This window comes from Serratia montpellierensis (genome assembly GCF_020858655.1).
In the GTDB taxonomy this organism is placed as follows: Bacteria; Pseudomonadota; Gammaproteobacteria; order Enterobacterales; family Enterobacteriaceae; genus Serratia; species Serratia montpellierensis.
Map to the genome: position 1 here is coordinate 733,981 of NZ_VOSN01000005.1, position 20,953 is coordinate 754,933.

A 20,953-nucleotide genomic window follows, 5' to 3' on the forward strand; every position below is an offset into this window, starting at 1 on the left:
AGGGAAATGAACATGACGTATTTACGACCTGCGCTGGTGATGCTGATCCTGCTGACGCTGATCACCGGCATCGCCTATCCGCTGCTGACCACCGGGCTGGCGCAGCTGCTGTTTCCAGGGGCGGCCAACGGTTCGCTGCTGTACCGGGACGACAAAGCGGTCGGCTCCGCGCTGATTGGCCAGAACTTTACGCGCGCCGACTATTTCTGGGGTCGCCCATCGGCCACCGGCGATTCGGCCTATAATCCACTGGCCTCCGCCGGCAGTAACCTGGCGGCCACCAACCCGGCGCTGGATAAGGCTATCGCCGAGCGCGCAGCGCAGCTGCGCCAGGCCAACCCTGCGATGAGCGGCCCGATCCCGATCGATCTGCTGACCGCCTCCGCCAGCGGGTTGGATCCGCAGATCTCGATCGCCGCCGCACAGTATCAACTGGCACGGGTCGCGGCGGCGCGTCATCTGCCACCGGAACAGATAGCTAAACTGATCGAAGACAACACCGATCGGGCCACGCCCAACTTCATGGGGGAATCGGTGGTCAACGTGCTGAAGCTGAACCTGGCGCTGGATGCGTTGAAGTAACGCGCCGTATTCAGCATAGTGATAGGGTTCGGCATGCCGAACCCCTTTTTGCTTGGTAACACAAGGAATTGTCATGGTCGAAGAAGAACAGCAGCGCCCCGATCCCGATAGCCTGCTGGCGATGGCCAATGAAAAACCCCGCGGCCGATTGAAGGTATTCTTCGGCGCCTGCGCCGGCGTCGGCAAAACCTACGCTATGCTGCAGGAAGCCCAGCGTTTACGCGCTCAGGGGCTGGACGTGCTGGTCGGCGTGGTGGAAACCCACGGCCGCAGCGAGACCGCCGCCCTGCTCGACGGCCTGACGCTGCTGCCGCAAAAACGCATCCAGCATCGCGGCCGGCTGGTGCATGAATTCGATCTCGACGCCGCGCTGGCGCGCCACCCGGCGCTGGTGTTGATGGATGAACTGGCGCACAGCAACGCTCACGGTTCGCGCCACCCCAAGCGCTGGCAGGATGTGGAAGAGCTGCTGGACGCCGGCATCGACGTGCTGACAACCGTCAACGTACAGCATCTGGAAAGCCTTAACGACGTGGTGGGCGGCGTGACCGGCGTACGGGTGCGCGAAACGGTGCCCGACCACGTGTTTGACGAGGCCAGCGAAGTGGTGCTGGTCGATCTGCCGCCGGACGATCTGCGCCGGCGGCTGCACGAAGGCAAAGTGTATATTCCCGGCCAGGCCGAGCGCGCGATTGAGCACTTCTTCCGCAAAGGCAACCTGATCGCCCTGCGCGAGCTGGCGCTGCGCCGCACCGCCGATCGGGTCGATGACCAGATGCGCGAGTTTCGCGACACCCAGGGGCGCGAGAAAGTGTGGCACACCCGCGACAGCATTCTGCTGTGCGTTGGCCACAACAGCGGCAGTGAAAAGCTGGTGCGCATCGCCGCCCGGCTGGCGGCGCGGCTTGGCTGCCACTGGCATGCGGTCTATGTGGAAACCCCCAAGCTGCACCGGCTGCCGGAAAACCAGCGCCGCGCCATTCTGCGCGCGCTGCGGCTGGCGCAGGAACTGGGGGCAGAAACCGCCACCCTGGCCGATCCGTCCGAAGAACGTGCGGTGCTGCGCTACGCCCGCGAGCATAACCTCGGCAAAATCATCATCGGCCGCCGCAGCGAGCAGCGCTGGAAGCTGCGCGGCAGCTTCGCCGATCGCCTTGGCCGACTGGGCCCGGATCTCGATCTGGTGATCGTGGCGCTGGAGAGCGACACCACACAACCGCCGCCGGGCAAGGAACACGACGGCCGCAGCTTCAATGAGAAATGGCGCATGCAGCTGCGCGGTTACGCGGTCGCAGTCGCGCTGTGCGCGCTGATTACCCTGCTCTCGCAGTGGCTGCTGCCGGGCTTCGATCAGGCCAACCTGGTGATGGTCTATCTGCTCGGCGTGGCGATCGTCGCACTGTTCTTCGGCCGCTGGCCGTCGGTGCTGGCGGCGGTGATCAACGTCGCCAGTTTCGATCTGTTCTTCGTTCAGCCCGAATGGTCGTTCGCCGTCAGCGATATGCAGTATCTGCTGACCTTCGGCGTGATGCTCGCCGTGGGCATCATCATCGGCAACCTGACCGCCGGGGTGCGCTATCAGGCCCGGGTGGCGCGCTACCGCGAGCAGCGGGCGCGTCACCCGTACGAAATGTCGCGCGGGCTGAGCCGTGCGCTGACCGTGGCCGACATCGCCAACACCAGCCGCCACTTCCTCTCCAGCAGTTTCCAGGCGAAAACCGTGCTGCTGCTGCCGCAGGAAGACGGCCGGCTGCAGCAGATGGTCGGCGAGGAAGGCGGGCTGCTGTCGGTAGACGAGGCTATCGCGCGCTGGAGCTTCGACAAAGGCCTGCCGGCCGGCGCCGGCACCGACACCCTGCCCGGCGTGCCTTACCAGCTGCTGCCGCTCAATACCCCCAAGCAGACCTTCGGCCTGCTGGCGATCGAGCCCAACAACCTGCGCCAGCTGATGGTGCCGGAACAGCAGCGGCTGTTGCAGACCTTCGCGGTGCTGATCGCCAGCGCGCTGGAGCGGCTGCACCTGGCGCGCAGCGCCGAAGAGGCCAAACTGGACGCCGAGCGCGAACAGCTGCGCAACTCGCTGCTGGCGGCGCTGTCGCACGATCTGCGCACGCCGCTGACCGTGCTGTTCGGCCAGGCGGAAATCCTCACGCTGGACCTGGCGGCCGAAGGTTCCAATCACGCCACCCAGGCCAGCCAGATCCGCCAGCAGGTGCTGAGCACCACCCGGCTGGTGAACAACCTGCTGGATATGGCGCGCATCCAATCCGGCGGTTTCAGCCTGCGCAAAGAGTGGCAGTCGCTGGAAGAGATCGTCGGCGCCTCGCTGCACATGCTGGAGCCGCTGCTCAGCCAGCATCCGATCGTGGTCGAGCTGCCGCCGGAACAGATCCTGGTCAACTGCGACGGTAGCCTGCTGGAGCGGGTGTTCACCAACCTGTTGGAAAACGCCAATAAATACGCCGGCGCCGAGGCCACCATCGGCATTCGCGCGCGCACGCTACCCGAGTGGCTGGAAGTCGAGGTCTGGGATAACGGCCCCGGCATCCCCGCCGATCAGCTGCAGCTGATTTTCGACAAGTTTTCACGCGGCAATAAAGAGTCGGCAATCCCCGGCGTCGGCTTGGGGTTAGCGATTTGCCGTGCCATTATTGAAGTGCATGATGGCCGCATCTGGGCGGAAAACGGCGCCAACGGCGGTGCCAGCTTCCGCTTCGTGCTGCCGCTGGAAAAACCGCCCGAGATCGACGGCGACGCCTTCGATCTGTAATCAACGCAGGGGAAACGTGAGCATAACGCCAACCAACATTCTGATTGTTGAAGATGAAAAAGAGATCCGCCGCTTCGTGCGCACCGCGCTGGAGAGCGAAGGCCTGCGGGTGTTTGAAAGTGAAACGCTGCAGCGCGGGTTGATTGAAGCCGGCACGCGTAAACCGGATCTGATCATTCTTGATTTGGGCTTGCCGGACGGCGACGGGCTGAGCTACATCCGCGATTTGCGGCAATGGAGCGCCATTCCGGTGATCGTGCTGTCGGCGCGCAACGCCGAAGAGGACAAAATCGCCGCGCTGGACGCCGGCGCCGACGACTACCTCAGCAAACCGTTCGGCATCGGCGAGCTGCTGGCGCGGGTGCGGGTCGCACTGCGCCGCCACTCCGCCAGTCAACAGGAAAGCCCGCTGATAAGTTTTTCGGAAATCACCGTCGATCTGGTGAATCGCCGGGTGCTGCGCAACGACGAAGATCTGCATCTGACGCCGATCGAGTTTCGCCTGTTGGCGGAGCTGCTGGCCAACGCCGGCAAAGTGATCACCCAACGCCAGCTGTTGAGCCACGTCTGGGGGCCGAACTACGTGGAGCACAGCCACTATTTGCGCATCTACATGGGCCACCTGCGGCAGAAGCTCGAAGCCGATCCGGCCCGGCCCAAACACCTGCTGACCGAAACCGGCGTCGGCTATCGCTTCATGCCTTAACCTCGGCGGGCGCGGTTTGCCGCGCCTTTACGCCGCCGGCCCCTTCTTCAATCCGACCATAAATTCTTTAAACGCATCGCGCAGCGGAGCGAACACCGGGTGTTTGCGGTTTTCGATCATCACTTCGGAGAACAGCTTCAATCCTACGGCGAAGGCCGCGCTCTGCTCGGGGCCGAAGTTCAGATCGTCACGCGCCCGGATGCGCTCGACGATGTCGAGAATATCGTCGTGGTTGGTCACTTCAAAACTCAGCGGCGCTTTCTCGACGGGATTGCCCTGGCGATCGCTCAGGGCTTCAACGGTAATAGTAAAACGGTGGCCGGGCATCAGTTCTTCTCCTGCTGCGTGGGTTGAATATGCATTTCGCTTTCGATCGCCGCCACGGCGGTCAGCAACGCGGCGTTGATGCGCTCCACCTGCTGCGGCGTGAGATCGGCGCGCATCACGTTGCCGCGCAGCAGGCTGCGTAGACGGTTCATGGCGTCGTAGATGCCTTCCGCCAGGTTGCCGTGCCGATGATGCTCGCGGCCGGCACCCGCCAGGCGCGCCAGAATGACGTCAACCACCTGTTGATGCTTTTGCAGTTCGCCCTCGCCCGCCGCAGTGATGCGGTAGCTTTTGCGGCCGTTGCCGGTGGTGAGCGGTTCAAGAAAATCCTGCTCTTCCAGCAGCGTCAGCGTGGGGTAAATCACCCCCGGGCTCGGCACATACAGGCCGGATGAAGCTTCCTCAATCGCCTTGATCAGCTCATAGCCGTGGCTGGGCTTGCGCGCCACCAACGCCAGCAGCACCAGGCGCAAATCGCCGTGCTCGAACAGGCGATGGCGCCCGCCGCGGCCGCCGCGCCCACCCCGGCCGTGCTCCTCGCCTTCGCCGCCGAAGTGATGGCGCCCGCCGCGATGACGGCGACCCTCTTCGCATTCATGATGGTGGTGGTGATGCCGGTGTAAACCTAATCGGTGAAACATAGGGTGATACCTCGCTTTAACAGTGAACATCAATACGAGGTTGTTTAGATATATCTAAACAGCATCGATAACGCTAATCTAGATCGATATATCTAAATGCGCAAGCGCGCGCCGATAAAAAGATATATCTAAATTACAGGCATAAAAAAAGCGCTGTAAAAACAGCGCCTTTTATCAATCAAGAAAAGCGATTACTTGGCGGAAGCCAGCACTTCGCTGACGATCTCGACCGCTTCGTGCTCGATCTTCTCGCGGTGTTCCGCCCCGAGGAAGCTCTCACAGTAGATCTTGTAAGCCTCTTCGGTACCGGAAGGACGGGCCGCGAACCAGCCGTTGTCGGTCATCACTTTCAGGCCGCCAATCGATGCGCCGTTGCCCGGTGCGGCGGTCAGACGGGCGGTGATCGGGTCGCCCGCCAGGGTATTGGCTTTGACCATCTCCGGCGACAGCTTGGACAGCGCCGCTTTTTGCGCCGCAGTCGCCGGTGCCTGGATGCGGTTATAGCTTGGCGCACCGAAGCGCTTGGCCAGATCGTCATAGTGATGCTGCGGATTTTCACCGGTTACCGCAGTGATTTCAGCTGCCAGCAGGCACATGATGATACCGTCTTTGTCCGTCGACCACGGTTTGCCGTTGAAGCGCAGGAACGAGGCCCCGGCGCTCTCTTCGCCGCCGAAGCCCAGGCTGCCGTCGAACAGGCCGTCCACAAACCACTTGAAGCCAACCGGCACTTCCACCAGCTTGCGGCCCAGGTCGGCCACCACGCGGTCGATCATCGCGCTGGACACCAGCGTTTTACCGACCGCCACATCGGCGCCCCACTGCGGACGATGCTGGAACAGGTAGTTGATGGCTACCGCCAGGTAATGGTTCGGGTTCATCAGGCCTTTCGGCGTGACGATGCCATGACGGTCGTAATCCGGATCGTTGGCGAACGCCAGATCGAATTTGTCGCGCAGCGCCAGCAGGCCGGCCATCGCCGACTCGGACGAGCAGTCCATGCGGATGATGCCGTCGTGGTCCAGATGCATAAAGCGGAAGGTCTGATCGATGGAATCGTTCACCAGCGTCAGATCCAGCTTGTAGTGTTCCGCTACGCGCTGCCAATAGGCGATGCCGGAGCCGCCGAGCGGATCCACGCCCAGTTTCAGGCCGGCACGCTGGATAGCCGGCATGTCGACCACCTCAACCAGCCCTTCGACATACGGCTGCACCAGATCTTTGGCGTGCAGGTGGCCGCTGTTCCAGGCCTTGTCCAGCGACTGACGCTGAACGCCTTTCAGCTGTTGCGCCAGCAGTTCGTTGGCGCGCTTTTCGATCATCGACGTCAGGTTGGTGTCGGCCGGGCCGCCGTTCGGCGGATTGTATTTGATGCCACCGTCTTCCGGCGGGTTGTGGGACGGCGTAATGACGATGCCGTCGGCCAGCGCACCGCCGCGGCGGTTGTGGCACAGAATGGCGTGCGATACCGCCGGCGTTGGCGTGAAGCCGTTGTTTTCCTGCACGATCACGTCGACGCCGTTGGCGGTCAGCACTTCCAGCACGGAAATGAAGGCCGGCTCGGACAGCGCATGGGTGTCTTTGCCCACGTAGCACGGGCCGGTGGTGCCCTGCTGATGGCGAACTTCGGCGATCGCCTGAGCGATGGCGAGGATGTGTGCTTCGTTGAAGCTGTGGCGTTGCGCGCTGCCGCGGTGGCCGGAGGTGCCAAACTTCACCGCATGTGCGGCATTGCCGGCTTCCGGTTGCAGCACATAGTACTGCGACGTCAGCTGGGCTACGTTGATCAGATCGCTTTGGCGGGCGGGCTGCCCGGCACGTGGATTATTCGCCATCGACATATCTCCCTCATCCCTGTCGGTGACCGGGCAAATACGTCGCGCACGGCCATCATGACGGGCTGTTCGCTAAATTAGACGGTACCGCAAACTTTCTCGATCAGTTCCGCCGGGAACTGCATGGCCTGCATGATGTGTTCGATCATGCTGCGTTTGCGGCCGGTATTGGTATTGGTGATCACCCAGTAAGGGGTGCCCGGTACATGCTTCGGCTTGGTATGCGTGCCGTTGGCCAGCAGGGTCTGCTGATCGCCGGCGAAATAGGTGCGGGTACGGCCGGTCAACGCCTCGGTGGCGGCGGCGAAACCGGCGGCATCGAGGGTATACAGCGTGGACAGCACCAGCATGAAACGGTTGACCGCTTTGTTCTGCTCGGCATATTCATCCGACAGCAGCAGTTCACGCACGGCGCGCACGCGATCGCGCGGACGCTGCGCCGGCGCCGCTTTTTCCAGTTCGGCAGACTGCGACGCACTGGCGGCAGGCAACGCGCGTACCGGTTGCCCGGCGGTGAATTTCAACATGCGGCGTAAAATATCGGACGCGCTTTCACCGATGTGTTGCGTGTGGCTGGCAATATAACGGTAAAGCTCTTCGTCGACTTCAATAGTTTTCATCTTTATCCAATACTGTTTTTTCTACTTAGAACCTGAAGCCAGATCCTGCATTCAAGCCATGGGATTATAAGGTTAAAAGCGCTGGGGCGAACACAACAATGTGCCTCCGGACGGCAAATGCAGACTAATACCTATAGCCGGCACTGCCAAGCCCGCGCCGCGAAAATTCCGCATGATTCATCGTGCGATTCAATCATGATACCCTAATCTGAATCTCTCTCAGTATGAACTTCGCCATGAAATTACATTATCAACTGCTGGCCGCCGAGTCAGACGCGCTGCCGGTGCTGCTGATCCACGGGCTGTTCGGCAATCTGGACAACCTGGGCGTGCTGGCGCGCGATCTGCATAAACAGCACACGGTGATCAAGGTCGATCTGCGCAACCACGGCCTCTCTCCGCGCGCCGACGACATGAACTACCCCGCCATGGCGCAGGATCTGCTGGCGCTGCTCGACGAACTGCAGCTGGAAAAATCGATCGTCATCGGCCATTCGATGGGCGGCAAAGCGGCGATGGCGCTGACCGCCATCGCGCCCGAGCGCGTCGCCAGGCTGATCGTCATCGACGTCGCGCCGGTGAATTACCAGACCCGCCGCCACGACGAGATCTTCGCCGCGCTGAAGGCCGTCAGCGCCGCCGGCATCACCCAGCGCCAGGCGGCTGCCCAGCTGATGCGCGACTACCTGCAGGAAGAAGGCGTGATCCAGTTCCTGCTGAAGTCCTTCCACAACGGCGAATGGCGCTTCAACCTGCCGGTGCTGATCGAACGCTACGAAGACATCACCGGCTGGCAGGAAGTTCCGGCCTGGCCGCATCCGACCCTGTTCATTCGCGGCGGCCTGTCGCCGTACGTGCAGGACAGCTACCGTGCGGATATCGCCCGCCAGTTCCCGCAGGCCCGCGCGCACGTCGTCGCCGGCACCGGCCATTGGGTGCACGCCGAAAAACCGGAAGCGGTGCTGCGCGCCATTCACCGTTTCCTCGACGAAGCCTGAAAAATGCACTTACCTGGCGAAAAAACGCGCTAAAGATAACGGCTTAGCGCGTTTAGCCCGCAGTTAGGCATTGTCGTCGCTCCATCTGCTGGGGTAATATGGCGCGCTATAATTTTGCCACCGCGCCAGCGCGTTCGCGAACGCCGGTTCGGGGGTGAATTTGGGTTAGGGTTTATTGGCCCGAAGTGTGTTAATCGATGCCTCCGGAAGCGTGCGAGCGCTTTTTGATGCAAACTCCCTTGCAGTACCGCTACCTATGGCAAAAGAACAAACGGATCGCACGACGCTGGATCTGTTCGCAGATGAACGCCGTCCGGGGCGCCCGAAAACCAACCCGCTTTCCCGCGATGAACAGCTTAGAATCAATAAGCGCAATCAGTTACGGCGCGATAAAGTGCGTGGATTGCGGCGCGTAGAGCTGAAAATCAACGCGGATGCGGTGGACGCCCTGAACAAACTGGCGGAACAGCGCAACATCAGCCGCAGCGAGCTCATCGAGCAGATGCTGTTGGCGCAACTGGCGGAAGAACAGCCGGAACATTGATCTCTTCGGCCGCACGTGCGGCGCGGCGTTAAGGACAACGCCGGATCGACCACGCTTTTCTTCATTCTCCGGCATCGCATAAATGCGATAAAACCCCGGCGCCACTTTCTGGCATGATACGCATTTACCGGTAAGAGACTGCGCCTGTCGGCGCCCGCCCCGGAGGCGAAAGGCTCTTGCCATGGCATCATTTTAATCGGCGTCAGCGGCGGCAGTGCCGGCGTCGAGTAATGCAATTACTTGAATTTAAAGGTTATACGCGATATGGCTACTGTAGGCATTTTCTTTGGCAGCGACACTGGCAATACCGAAAACATTGCCAAAATGATCCAGAAAATTCTCCAGAAACAGTTTGGCGACGACGTCTCTGAAGTGCATGACATCGCTAAAAGCAGCAAAGAAGACCTGGAAGGGTTCGATATTCTGCTGCTGGGTATCCCGACCTGGTACTACGGTGAAGCGCAGTGTGACTGGGATGATTTCTTCCCGACGCTGGAAGAAGTCGACTTCAACGGCAAACTGGTGGCGCTGTTCGGCTGCGGCGACCAGGAAGACTACGCGGAATACTTCTGTGACGCGATGGGCACCATTCGCGACATCATCGAACCGCGCGGCGCGGCCATCGTGGGCCACTGGCCGACCAAAGGCTACCACTTCGAGGCCTCCAAAGGCCTGGCGGACGACGATCACTTCATCGGTCTGGCGATCGACGAAGACCGTCAGCCGGAGCTGACCAACGAGCGCGTGGACGCTTGGGTCAAACAGATCGTCGAAGAGCTGAGCCTGGCCGATATCGTCGGCTAAGCCCCGGCACTGGCGAAAGGTTGAACAAAGGCCCTGTAAAGTGCATAGTGTGCCCACAGGGCCGTCATCGGCAGCAGGGATTGCTGCGATAGAAGCTACAGATTTGTAACTTCCCACCCCGTCACGGTAGACTGAGATATCGGTTTATCCCATCCATCAAGGCGTTGCATGCAAAACATGCAATAGTGCAATTATATCTTTGTTAACAACCGGCGGTTTCCATTTAGTACAACCGGTTCTATAATGAGACGCATTAACTCTTTGTGCCGACCGATGCCACAGGCGAGTACGCCTCAACTTGATTAGCATAGTAACAGGACTGAATTCGCATGACCGACAACAACATCGCATTGAAGAAGGCCGGCTTAAAAGTCACGCTTCCGCGACTCAAAATCCTGGAAGTACTGCAAAATCCGGAATGCCATCACGTCAGTGCGGAAGATTTGTACAAAAAACTGATTGATATGGGCGAAGAGATCGGGCTGGCAACGGTTTATCGCGTACTGAACCAGTTTGACGATGCGGGCATTGTGACACGTCACAATTTCGAAGGCGGCAAGTCCGTGTTCGAGCTGACCCAACAGCATCACCACGATCACCTGATTTGCCTGGACTGCGGCAAAGTGATCGAATTCAGCGACGAATCCATCGAAGTGCGCCAGCGTGATATCGCCAAGCAGCACGGCATCAAGCTCACCAACCACAGCCTGTACCTGTACGGCCACTGTGAAACCGGTGACTGCCGCGAAGACGAAACGCTGCACGACAAGAAGTAAGCCTGACCGGCTTTGAAAAACCGCCTCACACCGAGGCGGTTTTTTTATGCCCGCCGTACAACGGACAAAAAAATCCCCGGACAAGCCGGGGGAAAATCATGTCATGAAATATCACAATTGCAGCGGCACTGCTACTCCACGTACTACTCTCACTACAACGTCCGCCCTACGCCGACACGCGCGAGCGAACGCCTTCCCCCTTCGTTATACGGCCGCCGCCAGGGCTGCAGGCCGTTGCACCGGGCTTAGACCTTCTCGGCGCGGCTGTAGCGCTTGCCGTCCGGGCTGACCGAACGCACCTGCACCTCACCGGAGATCGCCGGTTTGGCCTTGGCGTCATAGCGCTGCCACTGCTTGCCGCCGTCGGTGGAGTACTCGATGCCCAACCCCGGCAGCGCGATATTCGCCTCCAGCTTGCCGCCCGCTACGCGTGCGCCCGGCACCGGCAGACGGTAAGCGACGCCACCCTTGTCCAGCTTGGCCAGTTCCCGCTGGCCCAGGATATTGGCGAAGCGCAGCCAGTCTTTCTCCAGCGTCTTGGTATCGACAAAGTGGGTTTCCCCGCCTTTGTATTCGCGGCCGGCGCGATAGTCCTGCTCCCAACCGGCGCGGTGCCAGGCGCGTTCTGCCATCGACAGCGCGCGTGGGAAGATCATGTATTCCATCTGCGGGTCGGTGCGCTGAGTTTCGCTCCACAGCTGAGCGGACAGCCCGTAGGCGCCCGGCCACGGCTTGTCGCTCTTGGCGTTGAAGTGGTTGCCGTCGCGGTCGACCGAGGTTTCCGCGTTCTGCGGCATGTTGTCCGGCGCGAAGCTGAACACCTTGCGCTCGTCGCTGAAGCGGGTGCCCCAGTAGTAACCGCGCTCGTCCGGGTTAACCTCGTAAGGGAAGTCCATATAGACGTAGTCCGGGTTGGAGACCACCACTTCATACCCTTTGTTGGCCCAGTCGTTGACGCTATCGAAACCGCCCCAGTACAACGTGTCCCAGAAGTTGACGCCCACGCGCGAGGTGGCGAACGCCTTCGCGCTCTCGGCGTCTTTCAGGCCGTCTTGCCAGGCCTGCATTCTGTCGATGCCGTGCGCTTTCACCAACTTGCTGACCTCTTGGCCAAAGTAGCTCGGCAGGTGCTCCATGTCGGCCACCTTGCCCTCTTTGATCATCGTCTGGCAAACCTGCGACTTGGCCCACGGCTTGTCTTCGTTGCTCTGATCGATGATGCCTTTGCCCGGCTCCGGTTTCGCCTTGTCGGTATAGCCGGCGCCCAGGCGAATGTTTTTCGCTTCGTCGCCGCCGAAGTGCCAGGTCTTGATCGGCTGGCCGGCCTCTTTATGCATCTGGGCGATCTCGCCGATCACCTTGTCGACAAAGCGCTGGGAAGAGTCCAGGCACGGGTTCAGGTAGCTCTGGCGGTTAAAGAACTGCACGGAGGTGGTGTTGGAGGTATCGGTCGGATCCACCAGGCGGAATTCGTTGGCCTCCTGCTCTTTCCCGGCGGCATGCAGCTTTTTATAGCGCGCTTCCATCGAGACCACCGCGGCGCGGGCGTGTGCCGGCATGTCGATCTCCGGGATCACCTCAATCTGGCGCGCCTGAGCGTATTTGATGATGTCGATATAGTCCTGACGGCTGAAGAAGCCGCCGTAGACGTCCGGCCCCTGGCCGTACTGCGGCAGCAGGCAGGTGGTTTCGCTCAGATCGTGGCAGCGCTGGCCGCCGACTTCCGTCAGCTCCGGCAAACCGGGGATCTCGATGCGCCAGCCTTCGTCATCGCTCAGGTGGAAGTGGAATTTGTTGAGCTTGTAGGCCGCCATCTGATCCAGCAGGCGCAGCACCGCGTCCTTCTTATGGAAGTTGCGCGCCACGTCGAGGAAAATGCCGCGATACTGGAAGCGCGGCGCGTCACTGGCGTCCAGCGTGGCGATCTTGCCGCTGCCGTCGCTCGGCACTAACGACAGGATCGACTGCAGCCCGTAGAACACCCCGGCCTGATCGAAGCCGATCACCCGCGCCTCTTTCTTGCCAATGTTCAGCTCATAGGCACCCGGCACCGCCATCGCGCCTTTAAATTTGCCCGGCTGGATGTCGGTTTTGATCGGGTAACCGTTGGCCTGAACCGGCACGCCCAGCAGCGCGAAGCGCTGGTTGACGACGTCCGCCGCCGGCTTAACCAGCGTGCTCAGATCCGGCGATACCCCTTTGCGCAGATCGACGTCCTGCGCGTGAACCTTCACCTGCATCGGCGTCGGCACGATCTGGCCGCGCAGCGCGCCGGCAGGCAGCGTCTGCAGATCGGCATTGCTGACAAAGCGCGAAGCCGGCGTCATCAGAATGTTTTTGTCGTCCTTGGTACGCTTCCACTGGTCGCCGGTGAACGGCGCCACAAACTGGTCCAGGTTTTCGGTGTCGGTATTCGCCAACATTTTCGGCTTGGCGTCGCCGGACGTGGCATACCAGCGCGGCAGGAAGTCGTTTCTGAACAGCTGCCAATATTCGGCGACCACCGGGATTTCCACCGCCTTACCGGCCGGGAAACCGCTGAATTTGGCGGTCGGCTCCAGCTTGTACAGATCGCCGGTGAGGTGAGCGATCTTGAACTGGTCGTTGTCTACCCGCAGGGTCTGGCGCGGGCTGTGGAAATAGATGACCCAGTCTTTGCCGTCGATCGCCTGGCCGTCGTTGCTGAGGGTGAACAACACCCGGTTGCATGAGGCCCAGTCGGCGCCCAGTGCCGCGCAATCCACGCCGTTTTCGCCGGCGCGGTTATCCAGCATTTTCACGTTCAGCTTCAGCTGGCTCAGCTGATCCACTAGCTGTTGATCGGCCATGGCGTTTCCCATGCCGCCCAGGAATCCCATCGTTGCCGTCAACGCGGCTAATGCGCTCAGTTTGAATGCGTTCATGTTCTCGTCCTTCTTAATTATTGTTATCGCGAATTTCTTGCCACAGCTTGCCGCACTTGGCGTCGTAAGCCTGACCGTTACCGCTGTGCACCGCCATAATGCAGTTCTGATAATCCATCACCCGCACCGTTTCCTGCGCGGCGAACTGCTGGTGCTGCTTCTCTTGTTTCAGCACGTTCAGCACCGCCTTACAGGGCTGCAGACGCTCCGGCGAGCCTTCGACGGTGTTGATGCAGGCGCTGTATGCCTGCTTCAATTTGGCGTCTTCCGGCGGCGCGGCGGGTTGCGCACAGGCGCTCAAGGCCGCGGCGGCCGCCAACATCAGCATGATTTTTTTCATCGTTGAATTCCCTTAACTGCCCCCCGGCGGCGAGGCCGGGGAACGCATCAGAAGATGGTGAATGGCGCGATGACCATGAACTTGACGTCTTTCTCGTCCTGGAAGATGTTGCCGTAACCGCCGCCCCAGCTCGGGATGTTGGTGTGGTTGTCATACTGGGTGTAGTGCAGCTTGATCAGGGTGCCCTTGGCACGCCCTTCCTGGATGGTGTACATCGCGTCCAGGCTCCAGGCGCTCTCTTTCAGGCGCTGGCTCTGATCGTAGATTGGGTTGGTGCTCGGCTTGGCGTCCCAGGCGTAAACGTAGGAGCCGCCGACCGCCATGCCCGGCAGGTTCCAGTTGCTGAGGTCATACATCACGCCGGCGTACACCGCTTTCTCGCCGTTGGCGTTAAAGTCGGAGCGGTTGTCCCACCACACGTCCAGACGACCGTTGGACGAGGCGTAAGTCGGGGTCATGCGCTGCAGGAAGAAGCCCTGGTTGCCTTCCGCCTTGACCATGGTGCCTTCCAGACGCCAGTTGAATTGACCGGTGGTGTAACCGAAGGTCAGCGCCTGCAGCCAGGCCAGGCCGTCGTAGATGCTGTTCGGATCGTTCTTGTTACTGATGCGGTCTTCCGCACCGTAGAACTGGTAACTGGTGGTCAGCGGGTTGCCCAGCACATCGAATTTGTAAGACGCCTTGGTGAAGTATTGATTCACATAACCCTGCGCCTGGCCGAAGGCGGCTTCCAGCACCAGATCGTTTTTGAAATCGTACTTGGCGCCCAGCGAGTGCAGGTAGGAGACGCGCGTTTTCTTATCATTCTGGCGGAAGTCGTCCATCTCGATATGCCACGGCGCCTTGTATTTGTCGGTCCACATGTAGGAGAAGCTCAACGCGCCGGCATCGCCGTAGTCGAACTTGGCGCCGGCTTCGGCCCCCTGATAAGTGCCCGGCATAAAGCTCCAGTGCGGTGCCAGCAGGGTTTGGCCGCTCGGCTGAATATAGCCGGCGCGCGCCCAGACCGGGCCGTATTTGAATTTGGCGGCGGCTTTGTACAGGCTCACGCCGCCTTTGTCACCGGAATAGTCTTCGTCGTAGGTACGGTTTTTAGAGGAGAACGCGATCTCGTTCGGGTGGCCGCTGGCGCTGGATTCTGCCAGCTCGATGGCGGTAAAGGCGCCGACGTCCAGACCGAACATGTCCCAGGCGTAGCCCGACGCGAAATCCAGGCTCAGGTTGGCGGTGGAGTGCGACAGGTTGGTGGTGTATTGGTTGTAATCCTTGCTGTCTGGATTGAGATCTTTACGGTCGCGCTCACGTTGCCAGTAATAAATGCCGCCGGTCAGCGTGGAATCATCGATAAACCCTGCGGCTTTCGCCTCAGGCGCCATGGCAAACCCTGTTCCCAACAGCGCGCCCGCGACTGCGAGCGCCAGCGTTTTACGCTGAGCACCGTGCGTACCCATATTGAAATTCCTCTTTGACTTAACTTAAAAGTTGCAGCCGCCTGTGTTCACCACTGCCCTGCACGACTGCCAATAAAAAACCCGAACGGGTAAAAAATATTGCCGACGAGATGTTATTCCCACAGCACTAATTGCTACAGACAGACTATTTTTCGCGACGCGAATTATCAAATGAAAAATGCGGGAGATTTGTCAAAGTATGACAAGGAGCACATATCAGTGAGATTTTGTTACGTCGGTGATCATGGAGAGTGTCGAATAAAAAATTCAATTAAATCAGAATAAATTGAGATACAAGGTCAACCAGAGACGATTAATGGTTTCAGCCTGACTAAATTCGTCAGTCAGACGATAAAAATTGAGAGCGCTCTCCAAATGAAATTAATTCGCATCACGAATATATAAGAAAAAATGAAGACTAATAAAGCCAATATAAGAAAACTAATGGGTTAATGCGTCGCCATTAATTAAACGCATCCCGGAGAAAATGAGAGAGGAATAGATCGTGAGCCGAGCGCAGGCATAAAAAAAGCGCGGCTTAAAGCCGCGCTGATTCATTAATTTTCGAGGCGAATAAGATTAGCCTTCGATTTTCGCCCAGGTGTCACGCAGGCCGACGGTGCGGTTAAACACCAGATGCTCGGCCGACGAATAACGATTGTCGGCGCAGAAGTAGCCTTCACGCTCGAACTGATAGGCTTTCTCCGGCTGTGCGGCCGCCAGGCTCGGCTCAACGAAGCCGTGCTTGATCACCAGCGATTCCGGGTTGATGGTGGAGAGGAAGTCCTCCGCCGCGCCCGGGTTAGGCACGCTGAACAGGCGATCGTACAGGCGAATTTCCGCCGGCAGCGCGTGCGCCGCAGACACCCAGTGGATCACGCCCTTCACCTTGCGGCCGTCGGCAGGATCTTTGCTCAGCGTTTCCGCATCGTAGCTGCAGAAGATGGTGGTGATCTCGCCCGCTTCGTCCTTCTCGACGCGCTCGGCCTTGATCACGTAGGCATTGCGCAGACGCACTTCTTTGCCCAGCACCAGACGCTTGTACTGCTTGTTGGCTTCTTCGCGGAAGTCGGCGCGATCGATATAGATCTCGCGGCTGAACGGCACATCGCGGCTGCCCATTTCCGGCTTGTTCGGGTGGTTAGGCATGGTGACCATTTCCACCGCATCGCCCATGTTCTCGATGACGATTTTCACCGGATCCAGCACCGCCATGGCGCGCGGGGCGTTCTCGTTCAGATCGTCGCGAATGCAGGATTCCAGCGCGACCATCTCGACGTTGTTGTCCTGCTTGGTCACGCCGATGCGCAGGCAGAACTCGCGAATCGAGGCGGCGGTATAACCGCGACGGCGCAGACCGGAGACGGTTGGCATACGCGGATCGTCCCAGCCCTCGACGATCTTCTCGGCCACCAGCTGGTGCAGCTTGCGCTTCGACATGATGGCATATTCGAGGTTGAGGCGCGAAAACTCGTACTGACGCGGGTGGCAAGGAATGGTGATGTTATCCAGCACCCAGTCATACAGACGGCGGTTATCCTGGAATTCCAGGGTACACAGCGAATGGGTGATCCCTTCCAGCGCATCGGAAATGCAGTGGGTGAAATCGTACATCGGGTAGATGCACCATTTGTTGCCGGTCTGGTGGTGTTCGGCGAACTTGATGCGGTACAGCACCGGATCGCGCATCACGATAAACGGCGAAGCCATATCGATCTTGGCGCGCAGGCAGGCGGCACCTTCGGCGAACTCGCCGTTGCGCATCTTCTCGAACAGCGCCAGGTTCTCTTCCACGCTGCGATCGCGGTACGGGCTGTCTTTGCCCGGCGCGGTCAGGGTGCCGCGATATTCACGGATCTGCTCCGGCGACAGCTCATCGACGTAGGCCAGGCCCTTGGTGATCAGCTCAACCGCATACTGGTGCAGCTGATCGAAATAGTCTGAGGAGTAACGAACGTTGCCGCTCCACTCAAAGCCCAGCCACTCCACGTCGTGCTTGATTGACTCCACGAACTCGATGTCTTCTTTCACCGGGTTGGTGTCATCGAAACGCAGGTTGCACTGGCCCTGATAGTCCTTGGCGATGCCGAAGTTCAGGCAGATGGACTTGGCGTGGCCGATATGCAGATAGCCGTTAGGCTCCGGCGGGAAGCGGGTATGTACCGACGTGTGTTTCCCCGACGCCAGATCTTCATCGACGATCTGACGGATAAAATTGGTTGGGCGGGCTTCAGCCTCACTCATTTCACTGTTCCTCAATGCAAAGCGCTACACATAACCGCCTATGATCCAACAAGCCACGTCTGGAAACAACCGTTTGTTTCACGAAAAATGCGGCGCGTTGCACCATCGGCGCGCAGCGCACCGCCGTGGGGCGAAACGGAATAAAAAAAGCGGGAAGAGATCGCTCTCTTCCCGCCAAGTCGGGGCAAACTCCACCATGGTGCGTGGCCAGCCCCCGGTACTACTCAGGTAAAAACGGCCTTACTTTTGGATCTCGTACAGCTTGGTCTGACCGGCGACCACCGAGCCGCTGGCCAGCGCCGCCAGGCCGGCGTAGTCGTCAGCGTTGCTGACCACCACCGGGCTTATCATCGAACGCGCGTTGGCGTTCAGATAATCCAGATCCAGTTCCAGAATCGGTTGACCGGCTTTCACTTCCGCGCCCTCTTCCACCAGGCGTTTGAAGCCCTGGCCTTCCAGTGCGACGGTGTCGATCCCCATATGTACCACGACCTCGGCGCCCTTATCGGTTTCCAGGCAGAACGCGTGGTTGGTATTGAAGATTTTCACCACGGTGCCGTCCGCCGGCGCCACGACGATGTTGTCGGTCGGGCGAATCGCCAGGCCGTCGCCTACCGCCTTGCTGGCGAAAGCTTCGTCCGGCACCTGATCGAGCGCCACGACTTCGCCGGTCACCGGCGCCACCAGCGTTTCAAACGCGACTTTCGGCGCGTTCGGTACCGCCTGCGGTTTGGCTTCCGCAGCAGGGGCCGCTGCCGAGGCTGCCGCAGCCGCCACCGGGCCGGCCGCAATCACGTTGCGCATTGCGCTGGCGATAAGTTCAGCACGGGTGCCGACGATCACTTGCACGCTCTGCTTGTTCAGGCGGATAACGCCCGATGCGCCGAGGCGTTTCGCCAATGCGTCGTTCACCAGCGCAGAGTCCTTCACGTTCAAACGCAGGCGGGTGATGCAGGCGTCGATGCCGGTCAGGTTGTCGGAACCGCCGATCGCGCCGACGTAGCGACGGGCCAGCGTGGTAGTTTCGTTCTCGTCTTTACCGGCGTTGCTGTTGACGTTGACGTCATAACCGTCGGTTTCGTCACCGGCAACCGCCAGCTCGCGGCCCGGGGTCATCAGGTTGAACTTATTGATGGTGAAGCGGAACACCACATAGTAGATAACGAAGAACACCAGACCTTGCGGGATCAGCATGTACCAGTGGGTCGCCAACGGGTTGCGCGACGACAGCACCATATCCACCAAACCGGCGCTGAAGCCGAAACCGGCAATCCAGTGCATGCTGGCGGCGATGAAGACGGAAATCCCGGTCAAGATCGCGTGAAGCACATACAGCACCGGCGCCACAAACATGAAGGAGAATTCCAGCGGTTCGGTGATGCCGGTAAAGAAGGCAGCGAATGCCCCCGCCATCATGATCCCCAGCACTTTCGCCTTATTCTCAGGGCGCGCGCAGTGATAGATAGCCAGCGCTGCGCCCGGCAGACCAAACATCATGATCGGGAAGAAGCCCGCCTGATAACGGCCCGTGATGCCGACGACCGCTTTACCGGCTTCGATCGACTGCTGGCCGCCAAGGAAGTTAGGGATATCGTTGATGCCGGCCACGTCGAACCAGAACACCGAGTTCAGCGCGTGGTGCAGGCCGACCGGGATCAGCAGACGGTTGAAGAAGGCATAGATGCCCGCGCCGGCGGAGCCCAATTTCTGGATGTGTTCGCCGAAGCTCACCAGAGCGCCGAACACCACTGGCCAGACATACATCAGGATGTAGGCGACCAGGATCATCAGGAAGGAAATGAGGATCGGCACCAGACGGCGGCCGCTGAAGAACGACAGCGCCTTAGGCAGCTCGACGCCGCTGAAGCGGTTGTACACTTCGGCGGAGATGATACCCACCAGAATACCGACGAACTGGTTTTCAATTTTGCCGAACGCGGCAGGCACCTGGTCGAGGGGGATCTTCTGAATCATCGACACGGCGGCCGGTGAACAGAGGGTGGTCAGCACCAGGAAACCGACGAAGCCGGTCAGTGCGGCAGAGCCGTCCTTGTCTTTGGACATGCCGTAGGCCACACCGATGGCGAACAGCACGGCCATATGATCGATAATGGCTGAACCGGATTTGATAAATAATGCGGCAAGCGCGTTGTCGCCGCCCCAACCAACAGGGTCAATCCAGTACCCGACGCCCATCAAGATGGCGGCGGCAGGCAGCGTGGCGACCGGCACCATCAGCGCCCGTCCCACCTTTTGCAAATAACTAAGAATGTTCACCTTTTCCCCCTATGTTGTCCGCGGACGGACCCTATTAGTAGTTTATTTGGATCTCTCACTACCTTTTTAGAAACAATGCTTGGCACGTATCACTCATGCCGAGTGTAAAAAATTTATTTTGTATCGCAAATTAAAACCTCCCTTTTTGGTGATATTTATCACAAAAAGTAGTCTTTCCCTCCCAGATTGCTGGCCATCACACAAAACTTATTTTATCATTCAAAAAATCAACCGGACGGACGATTCACGCGAGAATCATCAAGCTGGGTTACGCTTAAGACTCCCGCAGGCCCGTACAGTATAGCTTTAGTTTACTTATCCCAAGAGGTGTTAGATGAGACTTATCCCACTGAAAGATACCGCACAAGTCGGCAAATGGGCCGCGCGTCATATCGTTCAACGCATCAACGCATTCAAGCCAACCGCAGAGCGCCCGTTTGTCCTCGGCCTGCCTACCGGCGGCACGCCGCTGGAAGCCTACAAACATCTGATTGCGATGCACAAAGCAGGTGAAGTAAGCTTTAAGCATGTTGTGACTTTCAACATGGACGAGTACGTTGGCCTGCCGCAGGAACACCCGGAAAGCTACCACACCTTCATGTACCGCAACTTCTTTGACCACGTTGATATCCCTCGTGAAAATATCAACCTGCTGAACGGCAACGCCGCGGATGTCGACGCCGAGTGCCGCCAGTACGAAGAGAAGATCAAGTCTTACGGCAAAATTAACCTGTTCATGGGCGGCGTGGGTATCGACGGCCATATCGCGTTCAACGAGCCGGCTTCGTCCCTGGCTTCGCGCACCCGCATCAAAACGCTGACCGAAGACACCCGCATCGCCAACTCACGCTTCTTCGGCGGCGACGTCAGCCTGGTGCCGAAATATGCGTTGACCGTCGGCGTGGGCACGCTGCTGGATGCCGAAGAAGTGATGATCCTGGTGACCGGCCATGCCAAGGCGCAGGCGCTGGAAGCCGCAGTGGAAGGCAACATCAACCACATGTGGACCATCAGCTGCCTGCAGCTGCACGCCAAAGCGGTGGTGGTGTGCGACGAACCGGCCACCATGGAGCTGAAAGTCAAAACCGTCAAATATTTCCGCGAGTTAGAAGCGGAAAGCGTGAAAAGTCTTTAA

At 59.4% G+C, this 20,953-nt stretch carries 17 protein-coding genes; 8 read left to right on the top strand and 9 right to left on the bottom strand.

Features of this window, described 5'->3' with window-relative positions; translation table 11 throughout:
* Window positions 1-12 precede the first annotated feature (12 nt).
* From kdpC to kdpE, 3 genes are all read left to right on the top strand, one after another.
* Window positions 13-582, top strand: coding sequence for a potassium-transporting ATPase subunit KdpC (gene kdpC, locus FUU19_RS08920; protein ID WP_230490117.1), 570 nt, complete (start codon window positions 13-15; stop codon window positions 580-582).
* A 73-nt stretch (window positions 583-655) separates the two neighbouring features.
* Window positions 656-3,352, top strand: a complete 2,697-nt coding sequence (gene kdpD, locus FUU19_RS08925; RefSeq protein ID WP_230507111.1) for a two-component system sensor histidine kinase KdpD — start codon at window positions 656-658, stop codon at window positions 3,350-3,352.
* A 16-nt stretch (window positions 3,353-3,368) separates the two neighbouring features.
* Window positions 3,369-4,058: a two-component system response regulator KdpE gene (gene kdpE / locus FUU19_RS08930; protein WP_038877506.1), complete on the top strand. Its 690-nt coding sequence runs from the start codon at window positions 3,369-3,371 to the stop codon at window positions 4,056-4,058.
* Between the two features lie 27 nt (window positions 4,059-4,085).
* Here kdpE and FUU19_RS08935 read toward each other — a convergent pair whose 3' ends face one another.
* From FUU19_RS08935 to seqA, 4 genes are all read right to left on the bottom strand, one after another.
* Window positions 4,086-4,385, bottom strand: a complete 300-nt coding sequence (locus FUU19_RS08935) for a DUF3861 domain-containing protein (RefSeq protein WP_038877504.1) — start codon at window positions 4,383-4,385, stop codon at window positions 4,086-4,088.
* Window positions 4,385-5,026 carry a PadR family transcriptional regulator gene (locus FUU19_RS08940; protein WP_049208644.1) on the bottom strand — a complete coding sequence of 214 codons (642 nt, stop codon included), beginning with the start codon at window positions 5,024-5,026 and terminating at the stop codon, window positions 4,385-4,387. Before FUU19_RS08940 ends, FUU19_RS08935 begins: the two co-directional genes overlap by 1 nt.
* A gap of 191 nt (window positions 5,027-5,217) precedes the next feature.
* Window positions 5,218-6,861: a phosphoglucomutase (alpha-D-glucose-1,6-bisphosphate-dependent) gene (gene pgm / locus FUU19_RS08945; RefSeq protein ID WP_230490116.1), complete on the bottom strand. Its 1,644-nt coding sequence runs from the start codon at window positions 6,859-6,861 to the stop codon at window positions 5,218-5,220.
* Between the two features lie 77 nt (window positions 6,862-6,938).
* Complete coding sequence (gene seqA / locus FUU19_RS08950) at window positions 6,939-7,481, bottom strand: replication initiation negative regulator SeqA (RefSeq protein WP_202669079.1); 543 nt, start codon at window positions 7,479-7,481, stop codon at window positions 6,939-6,941.
* A 224-nt stretch (window positions 7,482-7,705) separates the two neighbouring features.
* Here seqA and ybfF point away from each other — a divergent pair, with 224 nt between their 5' ends.
* The 4 genes from ybfF (at window position 7,706) to fur (ending at window position 10,603) form a co-directional block, all read left to right on the top strand.
* Window positions 7,706-8,479: an esterase gene (ybfF, locus tag FUU19_RS08955; protein WP_230490115.1), complete on the top strand. Its 774-nt coding sequence runs from the start codon at window positions 7,706-7,708 to the stop codon at window positions 8,477-8,479.
* Window positions 8,480-8,735: 256 nt separating this feature from the next.
* Window positions 8,736-9,023: a LexA regulated protein gene (gene ybfE / locus FUU19_RS08960; protein ID WP_004939936.1), complete on the top strand. Its 288-nt coding sequence runs from the start codon at window positions 8,736-8,738 to the stop codon at window positions 9,021-9,023.
* A gap of 264 nt (window positions 9,024-9,287) precedes the next feature.
* Complete coding sequence (fldA, locus tag FUU19_RS08965; protein ID WP_025301862.1) at window positions 9,288-9,827, top strand: flavodoxin FldA; 540 nt, start codon at window positions 9,288-9,290, stop codon at window positions 9,825-9,827.
* A gap of 329 nt (window positions 9,828-10,156) precedes the next feature.
* The gene (gene fur, locus FUU19_RS08970) at window positions 10,157-10,603 is read left to right on the top strand and encodes a ferric iron uptake transcriptional regulator (RefSeq protein WP_019454058.1); all 447 of its coding nucleotides are present in this window, start codon (window positions 10,157-10,159) and stop codon (window positions 10,601-10,603) included.
* A 245-nt stretch (window positions 10,604-10,848) separates the two neighbouring features.
* On the opposite strand, the gene FUU19_RS08975 is transcribed toward fur, so the two are convergent.
* From FUU19_RS08975 to nagE, 5 genes are all read right to left on the bottom strand, one after another.
* A complete protein-coding gene (locus FUU19_RS08975) occupies window positions 10,849-13,506 on the bottom strand; it encodes a beta-N-acetylhexosaminidase (RefSeq protein ID WP_230490114.1) in 2,658 nt (885 codons plus the stop codon).
* A gap of 13 nt (window positions 13,507-13,519) precedes the next feature.
* Window positions 13,520-13,846, bottom strand: a complete 327-nt coding sequence (gene chiQ, locus FUU19_RS08980; RefSeq protein ID WP_230490113.1) for a ChiQ/YbfN family lipoprotein — start codon at window positions 13,844-13,846, stop codon at window positions 13,520-13,522.
* A gap of 47 nt (window positions 13,847-13,893) precedes the next feature.
* On the bottom strand, window positions 13,894-15,297 hold the full coding sequence (gene chiP / locus FUU19_RS08985) for a chitoporin ChiP (protein WP_019454060.1): 1,404 nt from the start codon (window positions 15,295-15,297) through the stop codon (window positions 13,894-13,896).
* Window positions 15,298-15,876: 579 nt separating this feature from the next.
* Window positions 15,877-17,541 carry a glutamine--tRNA ligase gene (gene glnS, locus FUU19_RS08990; RefSeq protein WP_197833021.1) on the bottom strand — a complete coding sequence of 555 codons (1,665 nt, stop codon included), beginning with the start codon at window positions 17,539-17,541 and terminating at the stop codon, window positions 15,877-15,879.
* A 240-nt stretch (window positions 17,542-17,781) separates the two neighbouring features.
* Complete coding sequence (gene nagE, locus FUU19_RS08995; protein WP_141970398.1) at window positions 17,782-19,818, bottom strand: N-acetylglucosamine-specific PTS transporter subunit IIBC; 2,037 nt, start codon at window positions 19,816-19,818, stop codon at window positions 17,782-17,784.
* 334 nt (window positions 19,819-20,152) lie between these two features.
* On the opposite strand from nagE, the gene nagB reads away from it, so the two are divergent.
* Window positions 20,153-20,953 carry a glucosamine-6-phosphate deaminase gene (gene nagB, locus FUU19_RS09000; protein WP_004939952.1) on the top strand — a complete coding sequence of 267 codons (801 nt, stop codon included), beginning with the start codon at window positions 20,153-20,155 and terminating at the stop codon, window positions 20,951-20,953.